The 18,743-nt window shown below is 38.0% G+C and carries 18 protein-coding genes and 2 tRNA genes; 6 read left to right on the plus strand and 14 right to left on the minus strand.

The features are described 5' to 3' along the window. The first annotated feature begins 1 nt into the window (after position 1). A complete protein-coding gene (locus tag BM107_RS13555; RefSeq protein WP_090984167.1) occupies positions 2–388 on the plus strand; it encodes a hypothetical protein in 387 nt (128 codons plus the stop codon). Position 389: 1 nt separating this feature from the next. Next, on the plus strand, positions 390–719 hold the full coding sequence (locus BM107_RS13560; protein WP_090984169.1) for a hypothetical protein: 330 nt from the start codon (positions 390–392) through the stop codon (positions 717–719). A gap of 479 nt (positions 720–1,198) precedes the next feature. Here BM107_RS13560 and BM107_RS13565 read toward each other — a convergent pair whose 3' ends face one another. The 4 genes from BM107_RS13565 to BM107_RS13580 all read right to left on the minus strand — a co-directional run bounded on the left by BM107_RS13565 (position 1,199) and on the right by BM107_RS13580 (position 6,324). Then, positions 1,199–1,561: a hypothetical protein gene (locus BM107_RS13565; RefSeq protein ID WP_090984171.1), complete on the minus strand. Its 363-nt coding sequence runs from the start codon at positions 1,559–1,561 to the stop codon at positions 1,199–1,201. Between the two features lie 110 nt (positions 1,562–1,671). Next, positions 1,672–4,119 (minus strand): TonB-dependent receptor domain-containing protein, encoded by a 2,448-nt coding sequence (locus tag BM107_RS13570; protein WP_090984173.1) that lies wholly within the window; start codon positions 4,117–4,119, stop codon positions 1,672–1,674. 112 nt (positions 4,120–4,231) lie between these two features. After that, a complete protein-coding gene (locus BM107_RS13575) occupies positions 4,232–5,974 on the minus strand; it encodes a PspC domain-containing protein (RefSeq protein ID WP_090984175.1) in 1,743 nt (580 codons plus the stop codon). Between the two features lie 14 nt (positions 5,975–5,988). Then, positions 5,989–6,324: a PadR family transcriptional regulator gene (locus tag BM107_RS13580; RefSeq protein ID WP_025145298.1), complete on the minus strand. Its 336-nt coding sequence runs from the start codon at positions 6,322–6,324 to the stop codon at positions 5,989–5,991. Positions 6,325–7,371: 1,047 nt separating this feature from the next. Between BM107_RS13580 and BM107_RS13590 the strand changes: the two genes are divergently transcribed. Continuing rightward, positions 7,372–8,826, plus strand: coding sequence for an amino acid permease (locus BM107_RS13590; RefSeq protein WP_090984179.1), 1,455 nt, complete (start codon positions 7,372–7,374; stop codon positions 8,824–8,826). A 207-nt stretch (positions 8,827–9,033) separates the two neighbouring features. Beyond that, a complete protein-coding gene (locus BM107_RS24875) occupies positions 9,034–9,198 on the plus strand; it encodes a hypothetical protein (RefSeq protein ID WP_166672338.1) in 165 nt (54 codons plus the stop codon). A gap of 14 nt (positions 9,199–9,212) precedes the next feature. Here BM107_RS24875 and BM107_RS13595 read toward each other — a convergent pair whose 3' ends face one another. From BM107_RS13595 to BM107_RS13605, 3 genes are all read right to left on the minus strand, one after another. After that, entirely contained in the window at positions 9,213–10,109 is an 897-nt protein-coding gene (locus BM107_RS13595) for an NAD(P)/FAD-dependent oxidoreductase (protein WP_090984181.1), read from the minus strand. A 68-nt stretch (positions 10,110–10,177) separates the two neighbouring features. Further along, positions 10,178–10,810: a class I SAM-dependent methyltransferase gene (locus tag BM107_RS13600; protein WP_090984183.1), complete on the minus strand. Its 633-nt coding sequence runs from the start codon at positions 10,808–10,810 to the stop codon at positions 10,178–10,180. A 106-nt stretch (positions 10,811–10,916) separates the two neighbouring features. Further along, positions 10,917–11,828, minus strand: coding sequence for a UbiA prenyltransferase family protein (locus tag BM107_RS13605; protein WP_090984184.1), 912 nt, complete (start codon positions 11,826–11,828; stop codon positions 10,917–10,919). A 116-nt stretch (positions 11,829–11,944) separates the two neighbouring features. On the opposite strand from BM107_RS13605, the gene BM107_RS13610 reads away from it, so the two are divergent. Beyond that, the gene (locus BM107_RS13610) at positions 11,945–12,361 is read left to right on the plus strand and encodes a VOC family protein (RefSeq protein WP_090984185.1); all 417 of its coding nucleotides are present in this window, start codon (positions 11,945–11,947) and stop codon (positions 12,359–12,361) included. A gap of 472 nt (positions 12,362–12,833) precedes the next feature. Here BM107_RS13610 and BM107_RS13615 read toward each other — a convergent pair whose 3' ends face one another. From BM107_RS13615 to recO, 5 genes are all read right to left on the minus strand, one after another. Continuing rightward, a complete protein-coding gene (locus tag BM107_RS13615) occupies positions 12,834–13,085 on the minus strand; it encodes a GIY-YIG nuclease family protein (RefSeq protein WP_090984187.1) in 252 nt (83 codons plus the stop codon). Between the two features lie 11 nt (positions 13,086–13,096). After that, positions 13,097–13,786, minus strand: a complete 690-nt coding sequence (locus BM107_RS13620) for a hypothetical protein (protein ID WP_090984189.1) — start codon at positions 13,784–13,786, stop codon at positions 13,097–13,099. 212 nt (positions 13,787–13,998) lie between these two features. Further along, positions 13,999–14,076: transfer RNA gene (locus tag BM107_RS13625), tRNA-Val, on the minus strand. Positions 14,077–14,223: 147 nt separating this feature from the next. Next, positions 14,224–14,301: transfer RNA gene (locus tag BM107_RS13630), tRNA-Val, on the minus strand. Positions 14,302–14,395: 94 nt separating this feature from the next. Then, complete coding sequence (recO, locus tag BM107_RS13635) at positions 14,396–15,121, minus strand: DNA repair protein RecO (RefSeq protein WP_090984191.1); 726 nt, start codon at positions 15,119–15,121, stop codon at positions 14,396–14,398. 120 nt (positions 15,122–15,241) lie between these two features. On the opposite strand from recO, the gene BM107_RS13640 reads away from it, so the two are divergent. Further along, complete coding sequence (locus BM107_RS13640) at positions 15,242–17,593, plus strand: efflux RND transporter permease subunit (RefSeq protein ID WP_244278810.1); 2,352 nt, start codon at positions 15,242–15,244, stop codon at positions 17,591–17,593. A 677-nt stretch (positions 17,594–18,270) separates the two neighbouring features. Here BM107_RS13640 and BM107_RS13645 read toward each other — a convergent pair. Together BM107_RS13645 and BM107_RS13650 are read right to left on the minus strand one after the other, a co-directional pair. Then, positions 18,271–18,543, minus strand: coding sequence for an isoleucyl-tRNA synthetase (locus BM107_RS13645; protein WP_186462462.1), 273 nt, complete (start codon positions 18,541–18,543; stop codon positions 18,271–18,273). Continuing rightward, entirely contained in the window at positions 18,540–18,728 is a 189-nt protein-coding gene (locus tag BM107_RS13650) for a hypothetical protein (RefSeq protein WP_090984193.1), read from the minus strand. Before BM107_RS13650 ends, BM107_RS13645 begins: the two co-directional genes overlap by 4 nt. Positions 18,729–18,743: the final 15 nt, after the last annotated feature.

The raw sequence follows: 18,743 nt of genomic DNA on the forward strand, positions 1-18,743 counted from the left end.
TATGAGTTGGGATATTGTAATATTTAGCTCCAAGCAAAAAATAAGGACTATTGAAGAAGTAGACAAAGAACTACTTGTAGTGATAGATTTTAACATTATTATGGAAAAGCATTTTATCAATATTATTGCTAACCAAAATCAGCGGAAAATAAAAGGTGAAGGATACGTTATAGATTATTTTGTTGATACCGAACCTGTAAGCAATAAAGTATTTAGTCTTTATGGTGAGGCCGCTCTTTTTGAGTTAGTAAAAATTGCGAGAATTTATGACTGGCAAATATTCGATACCGGAATTGAAGAAATGATTGATTTAGAACATCCCGAGAAAAATGGGTACGGCAACTTCCAAAAATATTTGCGGCATGTTTTGAAAAATACAGGTAATTAACATGAGCAAAGCCAGAAGAAACCAACGACAACAGCAGCGCGGTAAAGTTACCTTATCTAAATTAACCTTCCATAAACTCAATTGGTTAGTCAGGAAAAACAGATTAATGCTTTTTATTAGACAAAAGGATTACCACGCTGTTCCCGAGCTGATTGGGAGAAATAAAACCCTTGCAGCGTATTTCAGAAACCAATGGGAACGTTATGTAGGCACTTGGGATTTAATATTTACCCGCACAATAGAAGGCCGAAAATTAATTTTGCAATCACGAATGAAGTCGCTTGCAGCACAGTTCCAGAACAAAGTAGAGCATATAAATAAATGGCGATAGCGTACGAAAGATCTTGTTGCTAAACGACAGTCGCCTAGCTTTGTGTGCTCTGTGTTTCTCTTTGTGTTCTCTGTGGTTTAATAAAGATTCTTCACTGCGTTCAGAATGACAGTATTGATTCCCGCTGATCACACTGATACACGCAGATTTTTCTTCATAAATCGTCAGTCTGAGCGGAGCCGAAGACTAGCTAATGATATACCAGCTGAGCCTTTTCTCTTGTTTAACTTCATCATTAAAAAAGCAATTAGCAATATATAAGCATTAAGGTTCCCGCATGCGCGAGAATGACGACCGCTTTAATTCTGCGCCCATTACCTTAAATCTGCGGGAAAAATATTAAGCAAGCATTCTCCCGCTGATCACACTGATACGCGCAGATTTTTCTTCATAAATCGTCAGTCTGAGCGGAGTCGAAGACCATTCAACTTTGCGTCCTCAGCGCCTTCTCTCAGCGCCCTTTGCGGTTAAAAAAGCACCTATTCCATTAACTTATTTTTAATCCCTTCCGTCAGTTTTTTCACTTTCATATAACCTGCTAAAGAACTGTTCTTCTTGTCGAAATTAATCTCCAACCAGCCCTTTTTGGCTTTCAGGTTAAACTTATCGCTGCCATTTAAGTTCACAAACAGATCAATATGCTGATCTAGTGGAAGTTCATTATTTAAAGCACTGTCCATGTATTTTTCCAATTTATTCGTTTTACTTTCAGCATACTTTGCTTCAAATTTAAAGTCGGTATGGTTATCTATTGTGCTTACCGATAAATGTCCTTCGCCATTGTGGCAACCAAAACTTAAGGCGACAACTAAAATCGCGATGCTGTACAAGATATTTTTCATTTTTATTGGTTAATCGGTTAATTGTTTAAATTGGTTAACTGGAGTAAAAATCACCTCTGGACTCTGGACTTCGGACTCAAGACTCATGACTCCAAACTCCCAACTCGCAACTACCCTCCCGCTCTGTTTTTAATATCATCAGTAGCTGTATTCCTGGACCGCGCCGATTTCACATTCTGGTTCCCGAAGTTATAGCTGATGCTGAAATTTGCCCTTCGGCTGGTATAATGGTTTACAACATTCATGTTGATGTTCTGATAAACCAGTTTCCCTTCCCAGTGATTGGTAAGCAAGATATCATCCATATTCAGACGTAATTTTAGCTTTTTATCCATCAAAGTTTTCTGAATTCCGGCATTTAAAGCGCCCTGATAAATGGTGGTTTGCTCTACGCCCGAAACCCGTGGGGAATTTAGCCAAGCACTAATTTCGACACTAAAGTTTTGAGGCAGGGTAAAGGAATGGGAAGTAAAAACATTTACTGCAGCTTTGCCAGCGCTGTATGCAGCACCTTCAATATTTCCATCATTAAATTTGCTGTAATAAACACTTACATTATTTTGAATATTCCACCATTTGGTAACCTTGATGGGAACATATAAATCGGCTGAATAATTCTGGAAGCGGCCTAAATTCTGGCGGATTACACTGATTACCCGGGTAGCATCATCCTGTTTGCTAATCTGTGTGATCATATCACGCGTATTCGAATAGCTCAGTGAGAAAGAAGCCTGCTTATAACTGTAGCTGATCTGGTAATTATCGGTAAACTGCGGTTTCAGGTAAGGATTTCCCTGATCAACCGCCAAAGGATCCATATAAAACACAAAGGGATTTAATTGCTGGTAATTCGGGCGGTCAACTCTTCTGCCATAAGAATAACGGAGGTTGTGGTTTTCGCTGATTTTCTGGTTAACAAAAACTGTTGGAAAAACAGACAGATAGTTCCGGTCTACTTCTTTCTGGTCGGTTACAGAAGTACCATTAGAATGTGTGTGCTCTGCCCTCAACCCCAGCTGAATCTGCCATACTTTCCATTCTTTAGAGAAACTACCGTAAATGGCATTGATATTCTCTTTATAGACGAAATTGTTCGATTTGCCTATATCATTTTGCCAAACACCGGCAATCAGCTGTTCCGAAATAAAATCGTTATTGGTTACGACGTAACTGCTTTTTAAACCAGCCTCAACCTTCATCGTTTTAGAAATGGGTAAGGTAAGATCTGTTTTAGCCGCATATATATTAATTTCGGCATCGGTATTATTCCTTAAGCTGGTTTGATTGGTTGAGTTGCCATTTGCATTTAAATAATTGGCCAAAAAATTTTCATTCTTTTTATTACTAAAACCCGAATAATCTATGTCGAACGTAAGGCTTTTGCCTTTTTTATCGAAATCGTGCTTAATATTAAAGTTGGCCGTTAAATTACCAACCGGCGAGCTCGAATTGGCATCCTGTAAAATATAACTGAGGTTCGAAGCACCATTTTGTACAGCATTAATATTGGTATTGCTGAAGTTAGTCAGCTTGGTATTTACCGTATTGGCATCCAACATTACCCCGAAAACTGTTTTCTCCGAAGCATAATAATCTGCACCTAATTTCCCCTGAAAGCCAACACCTTTATTTTTGCGGTCGAAATTTTGCGTCAGCGAACTGGCCAATCCTTCCGATAAAGTGGTACGGGTTAAAAACGTATTATTAAACTGGGCTTTGCGTGCAATAGCTCCATTTCCAAAAATGTTCCATTTGCCCTGTCTGTGGTTTAAGTTCAGGTTTACCCCGGCACGTAATAAATCGCTGGGCGAATCAGGCATAATGCCCTGCCCCGTATTAATAGAGACCGTACCATTGGTACCATAAGCTTTATTGCGTTTAAGTTTGATGTTGATAATTCCGGCATTTCCTGCAGCATCATATTTAGCAGATGGATTGGTGATCAACTCAATCGTCGAAATCTGATCGCTGCTCATGTTGCTTAGCAAAGTAGTAATATCTGCACCAGAAAGGAAGTTCGATTTTCCGTCGATCATCACCGTTACACCGCTTTTATTGTTCAGTTTAATCTGGTCACTCTGGCGATCGATCTGTACGCCAGGGGCTTTTTCCAAGACCTCTAAAGCGGTACCGCCGGCTGCTGTAATACTATTCTCTACATTCAGCACCGTTTTATCAATCTGGTGTTCGATAAAAGGCTTTTTGCCTTGAACGCTCACTTCTTTTAATTGTTTGGTTAAACTTTCTATACTGATGGCAGGTAGATTTAAATCTCCGTTGATTGAAAAATGGTCTGTCTTTTTACTTTTAAACCCCACTATAGAAACTGATAGCACATATTCGCCACTTTTTAACTGGTCGATGTTAAACTCCCCATCTATATTGGTCGATACATTTTTTACAAGGCTCGTATCCGGATAATTCAGCACCCGAACAATGGCAAACGGCACGGGATCAGTTTTTTCATCAACAATTTTGCCGGTAAGTTTATTTAATTTTTGGGCAAAAGAAGCCCCACACACCATCAGGCATGCAATTAGCGTAAATAATGTTTTCATGGTTTCTTCTTTTTAGGTGTGATCGTCAATCCCGGCCTCGCTAATCGTCATCTCGACTGAAGCGCCGCGAAACGGAGAGATCTATTTTAGTAGGTTTATGTTCTTTAAATTGCTATTGCTCAGGCTCAATCCCCAACTCTTCTTTAACCTCCCTAATCCGGTTTGATACAGAATCCTGGTAAATGGTATCCGTAGGTTTACTCTTTTTCAACTGTTCCAAATCGTATAGTTCTCCCTTTAGCTTTTCCTTTTTTAAAGCCTCTTCTTTTAATTTGGCAACACATTTCAAACCGTCGTCTGTCATGATCCAGAGACTCGAATCATTGTGGTCATTTTCACTATCGCTACACTCCCAGGTCCAGTAATTATTCACGTAGCGGTAAATATCCTGCTTTAAAATTAGTTTTGTGCCTACCGGGATTTCAAGATTTAACCTTACTTCCTGGTTTCTCCAGATGCTTCCCTTTCTCAATTGAAACCTCGGACTGAAAATCAGTTCTGAATCTTTCACTACGTAATTATAGCTGATGTTCTGTGCATTTTGCAAGGCACTTTGGAAGGTTTTGCCCTGCGATTCGTATTTCTGCGTTAAACGGGCAACACCAGTTTCGCTTTTATTAATATCAATACGGATTCGGTTCGGCGAAACAAATGGTCCATCTTCCAGGTCATCAACCACAATCTGATGGCGGTTATTGGCATCAATATGATATGCCACGCTGTCTTCTTTGCTGAAATATTTACTTTTATCAATGTTCAGGGTGTATGTAGGAAAAGATTTCAGGTCGGTTGTTTGTGTTAACTCTGCGTGCTGCTTAAACTCAGATGATATTTTAGCTGCCTGATAACCCGTTACCGCTACACCGGCCAACCAGATAATCAACAGCGCGAAAGAAAGTGTTTTATTAATGGCCTGTTTGTTAAAAGCTACCCTGATAGAGAATAATACCAAAGCCAAAACCGGTACAAAACAGACAATAAATGCAGCAAATAAAATGATCCCTCTATTGCTTTCATTAACAATGGAGAATGGAAAATATTCGTAAATGCTTGCATCCCAAAAGCCCTGAAAAGCAGCTGTACCAATAATTAAAGCAATTAAAAATAGTACACCAAATACTACGATAAAACCAGCAATTACTTTAAAAATTACCTTTCCGGTACCTGAGATAAAACGGCCAAGCCACTCGAAAAACTCACCGATAAAAATCCCGAAACGTGAAAATAAAGGCTGTGCATGTTTATTTACTTCAGTTAAACGCTCTTTAACAGCCTGCAGTTCTTCATCCAGGTTTTTCTGAAATCCCTGAAGATTTGCAGGTTCGCCCTTCATTTCCATTTTTTCTACCCTTGATTTTGCTTTTGGCATGATGATCCAAAGTAGTGCATATACCAGTATGCCAAATCCACCAACAAAACTGATCAGCAAAGTAGCCAGCCTGATCCATTTCGGATCAGCATTTACAAAATGTGCAATCCCCGCACAAACCCCAGCTACTACACGGTCATCCATATCGCGGTACAGTTTTTTCTCTACGTACTGGTGTTGGTAGGTACTGTTAATCACAGGTTCTTCCTCACCTTCTTCTACCGTATCAAAATCCTGTACCCTGCCCATTTGTGCAATCACCGAATTTACATTGGCCGAGTCTACCACTTGTTTTTTCTGTTCTTCCAATTGCTCGGTTAACAGTTCGGCAATCCGGTTTTCAATATCCGTTACAATTTCAAGGTCATCGGCATGATTGGCAAAATATTGTTTTACTTCGTTTAGGTAGGCTTTTAAGAGCTCGTAAGCACTTTCTTCAATGTGAATAATCGTGTTTCCTATATTGATGATGATGGTCTTTTCCATTTCCTTTTTAGTAATTATGAGTTGGCTCCTTTTTGTGAAATACCTACAGCATAAGCCAGCTCCTGCCAGGTTTGATCTAATTGTGATAAAATACCCCGACCATCTTCGGTTAAGGTATAATATTTACGCGGTGGGCCTGAGGTAGACTCTACCCAGTTGTAGCTTAACAAACCGTTGTTTTTAAGCCTGGTTAATAATGGATATAATGTGCCCTCAACCACCAGCAGCTTTGCCGACCTTAACTCGGCAATAATATCCGAAGCATAAATTTCGCCCCGTGAGATGATTGATAAAACACAGTATTCCAGAATTCCCTTCCGCATTTGTGTTTGCGTATTTTCTGCTATCATATAACAAAGATATATGTTTTATATACTACCATGCAATACATAGTACTAAAATAAATAGAAGTAAATTCACAACAAACTGATTATCAATAAAATAATTTTAAATAAAATTTTATAATTTGAGAATAATTTTTTAAATGCTAAGATTTTTTTATGATTTTTTGGGAAAGCAAGGCCTTGTAACGCTTCGGTTTTTGCAGTCCTGCTATTGCCTATAGCCCCAATTAAATAGACCTTAAATACAAACATTTACTTAAATCGGGAGCTATCTGGTTTAGGCAATAAGGGTCCGCCATTTAGAAGAAAAATTAATACCAATTAAAGAAAGGGAATATCATAATTGATTATGCTTGTCCATCCAGCTAGGCCAAAGTATTGCCTCACCGTTCTACACCGATCCGGCCTAACAAATTTTTCGGTTAGCACTGAAAAAGCCTTATCACATACTTTAAAAGAAAAATTTTCAGCCGGCAGTTTTTGTTTTTTCATGTTTCTTTATGTTTTTAATGGCATTCAAGCTAGCTTCGCTGGTCTTTTTGCTGCCAAAAAGAAAGAAGCCCGTCCGGCTAGGACAAGATGAAGTTTTAGTACAGAGTTTTTTTTTGAAAAGCAATGCCCTGTAATACTTAGGATCCTGCAGTCCTGCTATTGCCCATAGCCCCGATTAAATAGATCTTAAATACAAAACACTTGCCTAAATCGGGGGCTATCTGGCGCTATCAGGTTTAGGTGGAAAGGCTGTTATTACTATTTATGGTTTTCGAATAATTCTATAACGGTCCTTTGTAAATAAACCCGACAGAGCGGGTAGCCCACAGTGAAGCAAGGCGTAACGAGGACTACAAGCGATGGCGGGACTGCTGGCCCCTATGAAAAGCAGCACGCAAATTTTCAAAAATAATTAAACAGATTTCTCCAAAGCCTTTTAAACTTCCGAAGTCTCCTATCACAGCCCATTGCAGACTGCGGAAGTTAGCCACAGTGATTAAATAGATAAATACGATAGATTTAATATATTTTAATAGTTTTGCAAAATCTTAACTTATTTTCATGAAGAAATCTATTGCCAGCATTGTTGCAGAGGCAAACGAAAGTGGCGAAGGAACGCTTAAAAGAACCTTAGGCCCCATCAACCTGATTTTAATTGGCGTTGGCCTGACACTTGGCGCCGGTTTATTTTCGATTACAGGTCTGGCTGCAGCCAATCATTCTGGTCCGGCGGTAACCCTGTCTTTTGTAATTGCAGCTTTAGGTTGCGGTTTTGCGGCACTTTGTTACGCAGAATTTGCCTCTATGATTCCAGTTGCCGGGAGTGCATATACCTATTCTTACGCGACCATGGGCGAGCTTTTCGCCTGGATTATTGGCTGGGACCTGGTATTGGAATACTCTGTAGGTTGTGCTACTGTAGCCATCAGCTGGTCGCAGTATTTAACCAGGTTTTTAGCCAGTTTACACATTTATCTTCCGCCCCAGTTAACCCTATCTCCTTTCGAAACCGCTAAACTGGCAGATGGTTCTGCTGTTCACGGCATCATTAATATACCCGCAGCGCTGGTAGTGGTATTAATGACGGCCATACTGATCAGAGGTACCAAAGGCTCGGCCATTGTGAATGGCATTATTGTGTTTCTTAAAGTAGGTGTGGTATTGGTTTTTATCGCTTTAGGCTGGCAATATATCGATCCCGCAAATTATCATCCATACATCCCCGAAAATACCGGAACATTCGGTCAGTTTGGATGGAGCGGTGTATTACGCGGTGCAGGTTTAGTATTTTTTGTATTTATAGGCTTTGATGCCGTTGCCGCTTCCGCACAGGAAACCAAAAATCCGGCAAGGGATCTACCGATCGGTATTATTGGCTCTTTGGTGGTTTGTACGGTTTTGTTTGGATTGTTCGGTCATGTGATGACAGGTCTGGCCAATTACAAAGAATTTGCCAATAGTGGCGCACCGGTAGCCATAGCCATCGAAAAAACACCTTATGCCTGGTTAAGTCAGGCCATTATTTTAGCCATCCTGATTGGTTACACATCCGTAATCCTGATTGATTTAATGGCACAGTCGCGGATGTTTTACTCCATCAGTAAAGATGGATTGTTACCAAAAATGTTTTCTGATGTGCATTCAAAATTTAAAACGCCATATAAGTCGAACATTATCCTTTGTTTATTTATTGGTCTTTTTGCGGCATTTGTTCCCATGAATGTTGTGGGCGAAATGACCAGTATCGGTACCTTGCTGGCCTTTTTAATGGTATGTGTAGGTATCCTGATTTTAAGAAAAACAAACCCTGAAGCTAAACGACCGTTTAAGGTTCCTTTAGTGCCGTTAATCCCAATCTTGGGTATTTTAACCTGCATTGCCATGATGGCATTTTTACCCTGGGAAACCTGGTTAAGGCTTGCCGTTTGGCTGGTAATGGGCTTAGCCATTTACTTCGGCTATGGTAAAAAGAACAGTAAATTAAACACAGCAGAAAAACAGGCGGAAGCCCAGTAATCAACATTTACTATACAGATAGGGTAATCGGGTTGTATGGAATATCCAACAGCACGATTGCCCTTTTTTAATCACACTTTCGTAATTACAACCGTATAAATATCAATTCATTATCAAAAAATATTAGTTATCCACAATTTAACATTTTTCTTAAATATTGGCCTGGGATTTGTCCTAATAAAATCGACCCTATTAAAACATCATCCCATGATTATTAAATTAGACACATCGATTTTCAGGCTTTCGAGGCATAAAGCCGAAACCGTAAAAAAAGTGGCAACACCTCTTACCAGAGACCAATGGATCACTGCTGACAGAATCGTAATGGCAGCAATGTTTATCATCACGATTATGGGTGCCATCTTATTTTAATTTCAGATGATTGATCAAAAATCTTCAGAAATCAATTCTTTATTAATCATCACTGCAGCTATTGTTCCGGCAGCTGTAATGAAAGACAACGACCTGAACAAGGTTGTACAATCTCCTGCGGCATAAACGCCTTCGGCAGTAGTTTGCTGCTGCTCATTAACTTTTATTGTTTTCAGTTCTGTTAGTTCAAATCCTAATTGTTCGTTAAAGTTTATATGTTGCTCTATTTCAGGTTTAACATATATTGCGTTAAAGTTTAATCTTTCCCCATTTTTAAAAACAACATTTTCTAGCTGACCTTTTTGGTGTTCCAGTTCAACAAGCTCCTCTTCTAAAATGGTAATCGATTTAGATTTCAGCTTTTCGGTCTGTTCTGCATTCAATTGTGATTTTCCATTGGTTAAAATGGTTAGATCCTTATTCCAGAGGTGAAGATTTTTGGCCATTTCGAAGGCATGCTCACCATTCATTAACAAGGCTATTTTTTCATTTTTCACTTCGTAACCATGGCAATAAGGACAGTGTATTGCTGAAATGGCCCAACATGATGCCAATCCTTTAATATCGGGCAGCACATCTTTTAAACCTGTGGCCAGTAATATTTTCCGGGCCGTAAAACTTCCCGCATATTCTACCTCAACCCTAAAACCTTTATCTATCCGCTCAGCTGAAATAGCTTTTCCTTCCAAAAACCTGACAGTTGAGTATTTCAGTACTTCCTCTTTTGCCGCCTTGGTAATATCTGCAGGCCGATCACCATCGTGTGTTAAAAAATTATGCGAATGCGGAGTCTGCCTATTGCAAGGTTTACCGGCATCGATCACCAGAACATTACGGGTTGAACGGCCCAGGGTTAATGCTGCAGACAAACCTGCATAGCTGCCGCCAATTATAATTACATCAAAATCCATATCCTTATCTTTTAAAACAAAGATCCGAATTCAAATTACAAATGCAACACAGATGCATTAAATCAATGTCATTTTATTTTTTTATAGATAAGTGCTTTTATAAAACCGCGATAATAAAAACGTTGTACTGAAATCTGATAATCTGCATTCAAAAAATAAGGAGTCATGTCAATTAATTGATTGGCCTCTACAATTCCCAGTAATTTAAAAAAGCTATACATCGATTTAAGCAGTAACCATTTCCACCAATTTCCATTGACTTTATCGAGGGAAAAATCAACTATAAACCAAAATCCCTCTCTCTTTAAACAGCTATTTAACTGCCCAAATACTTTTGCAGCCCTTTCTTCAGCAAAATTATCGAAAAGGAATGGCGTTAAAATTACATCAAATAACACATCAGTTTTAAAATCTTCAATGCCGATATTCACAAATTCAACCTGATTGTTTTTACAATCTCGCTTTTGAGATAGTGCCAGCATTTTTCCTGAGATTTCTACATAAACCAGCTTCAGACCACTTGGATATATTTTGGCAATTTCTTCTAAAATCCACCCTGTTCCGCCACCTACAATTAAAATTGAACTATTTTTTGGGATATATTGAAGTTGATTAACCTGAGCATTAACCTGCGATTTAAAAAACACCAAACGGCTTAAGGTATCGTAATGATTGGCTATTTTATCGTAGTTGTTGTTCATTTTTGGTGTAGTATCAAGTATTGAGATTCAAGTATCAAGATAAATTTCTCGGTTGTAAATACGTTTTGGTCTTTCTGCTTTAGTCTTTAAGCTTTAGTCTTTCCCCTTAATAAACAAACTGCATTCCGATTATCCCACATATGGCCTTAAATAAAATCAGCCCATCAATCACCATCAGGTAGTAGAGGATGTTTTTCCTTTTGTGCATGGAATAAGCGATATAAATCGTCAAAACAAATGGCAGAACATTGAACAGAACCTGCGGTACCCCAAAACCTTTGTAACTGGCAAATATGCCCAGCGAAATTAAGCCGATAATTAACAGCGGAATCAAAATATTAAAAATGGTCCTTCGCAAACCATAACGCACCACAAACGTGCGCAGGTGTTTATTCGCATCTGTAGGATAATCTTTAATATCGAAAATAATGGCATTTACGGTGCAGAACATCCAGTTTTTAACAAATAACCAGGTCCACAGTACCGAATCGTGATAACCCACGCCTGTTTCAATTTTAAGCATAATTAAGGGCAGCACATTGGCACAACAGGCCCAAACAAAACCGATAACGAAAGCTTTAAACCAGCCGGTATTACGCAAATTGAACTTAATAAAGGATTTGGGGAGTAAGCCGTAATATAAAACACCTGCGATGATAATAACGACTATGGCTATCCAATAGCTAATCGGGAGTGCAAGAATATGCTCAAAGTTTTGGTACAGCAGATTAATGGCCAATAGCATGCAACTGATAAAAAGCACAGCCTGACTCCAGTTAATAAAAGTTTTATGTTTAAAATACCACTGATTACGCGGATTGGTAGTAGAGGGTGCCGTAGAAACTTTATTATAAGCGTAGGTATAATAAATAGTCGGTGCCAAAAATAGCAACAGGTAATAATTGAGGGAGTTAAATGGAAGTTTTAACTGCAAGGTGGCTTCCAGCGTAAGGGCTACTGCCAAAATCCCTACAAAGTAGTTTCCAAAGAAAATAAACCTGATGATTTTACTGAGCATTTAAATATGTTTTTCGTCAGCAATTTCGGATATATTATTGAATATGGTAAATAATAAAGTTGATTTTCTGCTATCTTAGGGTTAGAAAGAAATTAACAATAAAAATCAACAATAAGATGGAGGATACAAAAAACTCAAAATCAGCTAATGATGCCACACCAAAGGTGACGGGAATTGGCGGTATTTTCTTTTTTTCAGACAATCCGAAGGAAACTAAAGATTGGTATGCCAAAAATTTAGGAGTCGAAATCAACGCCTGGGGTGCTGTGAGTTTTGATTCACGAAATATCGATAACCCCGACGAAGTGGAGTCACTTCAATGGAGCCCATTTAAAAAAGGTGATGAATATTTTTCTCCTTCGAAAAAGGAATTCATGATTAATTACCGTGTACAAAATCTTGAGGCACTATTGGAAAAACTCAAAGAAAATGGTGTAACCATACTGGATGAACTTGCCACTTATGACTATGGAAAATTTATCCATATTATGGATGCAGAAGGTAATAAGATTGAGTTATGGGAGCCTAGTTAAATCTCGAGTTGGCGTCATTTCGAGCGGAGTGCAACGCAGTCGAGAAATCTAACTAAATAGATCTCTCCATTTCGCTGCGCTACATTCGAGAGGACGGCCGAATTAGTGGATCCTGTCAATAGTAGCACAGCGAAAGATTTTTATGAAATAAACTATCATCGTTTAAAATATTTGATGTTAATCGAATCCTTTTAGATATACGTTAAGAATAACAATTTACTTCCAATGAAAGATTCTTTACTGCGTTCAGAATAAAAGCATAAAAAAAGCTTTCCAGTTTCCCGAAAGGTTTAGTGGGAAATAATCCCGATCTTCAAATCGGGACGACCCTCGGCATAAAGGGAATCCCTAAACCACACGAGTTAATTTCCCTAATAGCAAAAAAGCCTCTCAATAAATTGAAAGGCTTTCAATGGTGGGAAATGATCCCGATTTCAATCGGGACGACCCTACTTAGCAAAAGACTGAGGTGCTATGACTCAGCCGATGAAATTAATTTTTCTATCATTATCCTACTTTTCCAGTTTTTGATCTGTCTTTCTTTAAGCCTGGCATCTCTTAGATTATCAAAAGCCTCAAACCAGACAATGCACCGATCTCCTGTGTGACCAGTAAATCCGGCATGGTTTGTATTATGCTTCTTTAATCTTTCGGTTAAATTAATGGTAGATCCGATGTAATATTTATCTCGCGTTTTCGAGTATAATATATAAGCGTAAAACATCTCTCTCAGGCTTATAGATCAGGGTTAAGTAAAACATCAGCCTTAATATTTTTAAGGTGACTCAGTATGGCTATTTTTGCATGATAATCTTTGGTAAATTCTAAAAAAGTGTTTTTAAAACTAAGAATTATAAAAGAGAATGCAACAAGTACAATTATTACGAACACATGAATAATAATATTCAACTCTAAAGAGTTGGTCGATGGGATTTTCTCAAAATATAAGTTAAAAAGTGGACCGATTAAAAAAGATAAAATAACCCCAAAAGCAAGATAACGTTTAACATGTACTTCAATAGTTTCCGTAAGTTCTATTATTAAGTAATCAATAAGAATGATACTGATTTTACCTTCTGAATTTTTAATTTTTGAAAAAATTTCATTCTTCATCATCAAGTTAAATGCATGCATATCAATTTTGTTTTTACTATCGATAAGAAACTTTAAATCATCATCGGACTTCACTATTCTTATCCTTTCATGAGTTTGAATCTTTATTGAAATCCAGCCAAAAACAAAAGTTATTGTTAATAATATAATAACAATGGCAAGCTTATGAAGTATAAAAAATATATAAGAAAAAATTAAACCGAGCAATAATAGCATCAATGTAATTTTAGATAAGAATTTAATCCTCCTCTTATACTTTTTAACAATCCGATAGGTAAAAGTATTCTCCAATAATTCATTTATTAGCTCCATAGTAAATTGTTTTATTCCAGAATTTTATTTTTTTGTGAAATTGCAATTAGAGTGAATTTATCAAAAATTCTTTAAAAGGTATTGATAGGCTTCGGTGGGAAATGATCCCGATTTCGATCGAGACGACCCTCGGCATAAAGGTGATCCCTAAACCAGATGAATTAATTTCACTAATAGCAAAAAAGCCTCTCAATAAATTGAAAGGCTTTTAATGGTGGGAAATGAGGGGTTCGAACCCCCGACCCCCTCGGTGTAAACGAGGTGCTCTGAACCAGCTGAGCTAATTTCCCTGTTGGTAATGTTTTAAAATCATCTCGGACTTTTCGATCCGCCCCTCCCGACTGATAATGTCGGGATGCTCTGAACCAGCCGAGTTAATTTTCCTTTTGTATATATGTCAAATCTGATAAAAAAACTCTCCGTTATCTTGAAAGTTTTGGTGGGAAATGAGGGGTTCGAACCCCCGACCCCCTCGGTGTAAACGAGGTGCTCTGAACCAGCTGAGCTAATTTCCCTTATTTTTTTTGTCAAACTTAATGCCCCACCCTCCGTTTGGGAATGCAAATATAGCGCTATAAAACTGTTCTGCAAATCTTTTTTTCTTTTTTTTCAACTTAACAAAGTTTCGAGGATTTTATGCGACTGCACCACCCCGAAAGAGGCTGTATGTAAGGTATAGAAAACCAATATCTTATCTAATAAAAACCGGCGCTGGGCATTGCTTAACTTTATTTCAGAAATTTTTTCCAGTGGCGAATTAAACAGTGAAATGAAACCAATAGCATCATCCAGTTGCAGGTAATTGGAATGAATAGGCAGCCGTGAAGTAAACGCTCCTTCCTGCAGGTCAAAATAAATCTGATCACTCCTTCTTTTCTCATTGGGAGAAAAACCTAAAAACCGGGTAAGTTTCAATAAAAAGGACAGATGAAAGTTCGGGTTAATCTCTCCAATTTCATCAAACCAGGCGATTGAGTTAAAAATATAATCAAATAAACTTTCATCAGCCGATTGCTGCCTAATGCTTTTATACAGTACCTCATTTAAAAATATAACGATACTGGTTTTTATCATATCATATGGAATACTTCTGAAAACCGGCGTTTGCCTGATTTCAACAACCCTTTGCATATTGGTATTTGCTTTATGATAAACTACCATATCCAACAAATGGAGCGATTGCAGCATATTCATTTTAATCTTCGCCTTTGGCTTTTTAACACCATTGATGAGATAAGACTGCATACCAAATTTATCAGTCAGCACCTGCACTACTACACTGCTTTCACTGTAGTTTGTAGTCTTTAAAACAATGCCCCTAACCTTGTGCAACATCCGCTTAAAACAATTTTTTCAAAAGTATGTTATTTGTGCAAATTTAATTGTGCGAAAACTAATCCCATTTTATAAATAAGATTAGTTTTGCCTTTAATATTATTAAAAACTAAGCTGCACATGTGGGTTAAGCTATCGAGATTTATTCTTCAGAATCGTATCGCAATCATCGTATTTTTTGTATTAGGAACAATTTTCATGGCTTACCAGGCCAAAGATGTAAAACTCTCTTACACCGGGAGTAAAATCCTACCTGTTACCGATAGCGCTTTCATCAAATATAATGCCTTTAAAAAAACTTTCGGAGAAGACGGAAGTGTAATGGTAGTCGGCATACAATCACCTGATATTTTTAAAAAAGAAGTTTACAACCAATGGGTCCAGCTTTCAAACGATATACAGAAATTAAAAGGCATTAAACAGGTTTTATCTTCAGGAAGAATTTTCCAACTGGAAAAAGATACTGTGAACCAAAAATTTGTATTGAAACCATTGCCCGGTGGCCTTGTGAAAACGGATGCAGAGATGGATTCCATCAAAAATGCCATTTACGGTAATCCTTTTTTTGAAGGACTGGTTTATAACCGTCAGAATGCCACATTAATGGCTATCACTTTTGATACTAAAATCTTAAATACAGCAGAACGTAACCCCATTTTAAAAGAGATTGAGGCTAAAGCCAAAGCTTTTCAAACAGCAACAAAAATCAAGGTTCATATATCAGGCTTACCTTATATCCGCACGGCAGTAAGTAAACTTGTGAGCAACGAATTTGTATTGTTCCTGGGCTTATCGATTCTGGTTTCAGCTTTAATTTTATTGTTTTTCTTTAAAAAATTCTACGCGGTATTCTTCCCTATTTTAGTGGTAGTGATGGGTGTAATCTGGAGTATCGGCACATTGGTTTTATTTGGTTTTGAATTAACCATTTTAACCGGATTGATTCCGCCTCTGATCGTAATTATCGGCATTCCAAACAGTATTTTATTGCTAAACAAATACCAGAATGAACTGCGCAAACATGGCGATAAGCAAAAAGCTTTAAGTATTACCATAGAGCGGATTGCCATTACTACACTGATTGCCAACATTACCGCAGCTATCGGATTTGGTGTTTTGTATTTTACCGGAAGTGAACTACTGATGCAATTTGGCAGTGTAGCCTCTATAAATGTGATGGTTACCTGGTTAATGTGCCTGTGTTTAATCCCGATTATCTTTAGCTATTTACCTGCACCAAAACTTAAAGCACAAAACCATGTTGAAGAAGGTTTTTTACATAAACTATTGATTAAAACTAACACACTTGTTCAAAATAAAAGCGGATTGATCTATATCGGAACGATTGTCATATCAATTATTGCTTTTATCGGAGTGATGAAAATCAACGTTAACGGATATGTGGTTGATGACCTGCCTAAAAACTCTGAAATTTTAACTGATTTAAAGTTCTTCGAGAAGAATTTTGAGGGCATTTTACCATTGGAAGTAAGTGTAGATACCAAGAAAAAGAATGGCGTTTTCAATTTAACCAACCTTAAAAGAATGGAAAAACTGGAAAAAATGATTTCCGCTTATCCAGAGTTTTCACGCTCTATTTCGGTAAACATGGGCTTGAAATATGCTACCCAGGCTTTTTACAATAACGATTCAACTTTTTTCCGTTTACCGGATAATTTAGAAAAGAATTTTATTTTAGCATACATCGCCAACGGTGGTAAAGGAAACGCCAGTCTGTTAACCAACTTTATCAGTAAAGGAAATCAGAGCACACGGATCAGCTTCCAGATGGCTGATGTAGGTTCGAAACGTTTAGACGCCATTATGGCTGAATTAAAACCACGTATCGACAGCATTTTACCTCCATCTAAATTTGATGTCGAATTGACCGGATCAAGTATTATCTTTTCGAAAGGTACGGATTATATGTTAAGGCATTTGGTCGAGAGTATTGCACTTGCCATTGTGCTAATATCGCTTTTAAGGCTGGCGCAGTTTAAGAGCCTGGGCATTATGTTTATTTCTCTGCTTCCGAACATTGTTCCTTTAATTATTACCGCAGGGATTATGGGTTATTTCGGCATTTCTTTAAAACCTTCAACCATTTTAATTTTCACCATTGCTTTTGGTCTGGCATCCGATCAGACGATTTATTTCCTTACACGTTATCAGCAGGAATTAAACCTGACCAACTTTAGTGTACCAAAAGTGATTACGGATACCATTACTGAAACAGGCGTAAGTATGACACATATTGCCTTGATCTTATTCTTCGGTTTCGGAATTTTTACGGCTTCTACCTTCGGAGGTACGGTGGTGCTGGGTTTACTCTTATCGATAACTTTATTGGTAGCCTTGATTTTCAACCTAACTTTATTGCCAGCACTGGTATTGTGGCTAGATAAAAAGAAAGTAAGAAAAGTGATATCAGATGAGGAGTCGGCAAGAAATGCCGGTGAGTTTGATCATTAATTGGGTTTGAGATTTAATAACTCAATCCAAAGGCCTCTCCCGCCTGTACCCTGCCGTGTGGAGACAATTAATTATGATATTTTTCTTCCGCTCTATGCCGCGGTGGCATGGTACTTTGGAGCGCCAAAGTACCCAAAGCGCTTCGTCAATCCAGCAATGAGCCTTTTGCACAATTCCATGCACATCAAAAAAACAGCGGCACTTCGTTTTGTGTTCAATTTTTTTAAAAAATTAAATCATCGTCATGAATACAAAACCTCTGCGTTTCAGGTTTGTTAGTGCAAGTTTATCGGGACTGCTACTGTTTTTTTGATTCCTCGGCTCCTGGGATTGACAACGTCCTTAGCTAAAATCCTTGCTTTATTAAAGTTGGTTAGCAAAATGTCAATACCATTCTTAAAAAAGATGTTTCCACGATAGGCCTGTACCGGGCAGGCACTACACTGTGCTTCGGTCGAGAGGACGATTTATGCTCAGGCTCAGGTTATCTAAACCTGATGGCAGCGGCAGCCCCGAAGCATGAGGGCTATAGCGTACAGCAGGACGAACGTTAAAATGAAATGCAGGTCTTGCTTTCCAAAAAGCCTTTTTAAACCATATAAGACATTTAAGAACACGTAAGTTCAAACGGATTTTTTTTGACCTGTAAGGTTTTTAAAACCTTATAGGTCTGTTGATTATTCTGTTGCAGGTTTTTCCTCCTCTTCATCAACCGGAACCTCAACAGTCGGATCGGTGATGATTTCGGCATTGCCATCTTTATCTTTTTTGGCGAATAAAATCGGGTAAAGCAGCCAAAGTGCACCAATCATAACGAGTACACCCGCCAGCATTTGAAAATAGATGCTTCCTTTTACCTCGTTTGCATCTAAAATTTTATATGCGATAAAAGAAAGCAGCCCTGCAGCAATTACAAAAACGGCCTTCTGCAATTTTAATAGCTTAATCATCGGGTCTTTCTTTTTAGTGTTACCATATGAACTAAAACAAAAATAAGTCCAATAAGTTCGAGCAGGCCGCAGAAATAAAAAGCATAAAGTACAAAATCCCGGTCAGAAGGGCTTACTACCACAATAATGGGCAAAACAATTACCGCAACAATCATTAAGGTAAGCCCGATATTAAATAATTTCACATTAAAAGTATTTAC

Source organism: Pedobacter suwonensis (assembly GCF_900111825.1).
In the GTDB taxonomy this organism is placed as follows: domain Bacteria; phylum Bacteroidota; class Bacteroidia; order Sphingobacteriales; family Sphingobacteriaceae; genus Pedobacter; species Pedobacter suwonensis.

Bases quoted from the DNA above. Each gene is read 5' to 3' on its own strand.
- BM107_RS13555 (WP_090984167.1), top strand. From the start codon at position 2: ATGAGTTGGGATATTGTAATATTTAGCTCCAAGCAAAAAATAAGGACT.
- BM107_RS13560 (WP_090984169.1), top strand. From the start codon at position 390: ATGAGCAAAGCCAGAAGAAACCAACGACAACAGCAGCGCGGTAAAGTT.
- BM107_RS13565 (WP_090984171.1), bottom strand. From the start codon at position 1,561: ATGAAAAATATCTTGTACAGCATCGCGATTTTAGTTGTCGCCTTAAGT.
- BM107_RS13570 (WP_090984173.1), bottom strand. From the start codon at position 4,119: ATGAAAACATTATTTACGCTAATTGCATGCCTGATGGTGTGTGGGGCT.
- BM107_RS13575 (WP_090984175.1), bottom strand. From the start codon at position 5,974: ATGGAAAAGACCATCATCATCAATATAGGAAACACGATTATTCACATT.
- BM107_RS13580 (WP_025145298.1), bottom strand. From the start codon at position 6,324: ATGATAGCAGAAAATACGCAAACACAAATGCGGAAGGGAATTCTGGAA.
- BM107_RS13590 (WP_090984179.1), top strand. From the start codon at position 7,372: ATGAAGAAATCTATTGCCAGCATTGTTGCAGAGGCAAACGAAAGTGGC.
- BM107_RS24875 (WP_166672338.1), top strand. From the start codon at position 9,034: ATGATTATTAAATTAGACACATCGATTTTCAGGCTTTCGAGGCATAAA.
- BM107_RS13595 (WP_090984181.1), bottom strand. From the start codon at position 10,109: ATGGATTTTGATGTAATTATAATTGGCGGCAGCTATGCAGGTTTGTCT.
- BM107_RS13600 (WP_090984183.1), bottom strand. From the start codon at position 10,810: ATGAACAACAACTACGATAAAATAGCCAATCATTACGATACCTTAAGC.
- BM107_RS13605 (WP_090984184.1), bottom strand. From the start codon at position 11,828: ATGCTCAGTAAAATCATCAGGTTTATTTTCTTTGGAAACTACTTTGTA.
- BM107_RS13610 (WP_090984185.1), top strand. From the start codon at position 11,945: ATGGAGGATACAAAAAACTCAAAATCAGCTAATGATGCCACACCAAAG.
- BM107_RS13615 (WP_090984187.1), bottom strand. From the start codon at position 13,085: ATGTTTTACGCTTATATATTATACTCGAAAACGCGAGATAAATATTAC.
- BM107_RS13620 (WP_090984189.1), bottom strand. From the start codon at position 13,786: ATGGAGCTAATAAATGAATTATTGGAGAATACTTTTACCTATCGGATT.
- recO (WP_090984191.1), bottom strand. From the start codon at position 15,121: ATGTTGCACAAGGTTAGGGGCATTGTTTTAAAGACTACAAACTACAGT.
- BM107_RS13640 (WP_244278810.1), top strand. From the start codon at position 15,242: ATGTGGGTTAAGCTATCGAGATTTATTCTTCAGAATCGTATCGCAATC.
- BM107_RS13645 (WP_186462462.1), bottom strand. From the start codon at position 18,543: ATGATTAAGCTATTAAAATTGCAGAAGGCCGTTTTTGTAATTGCTGCA.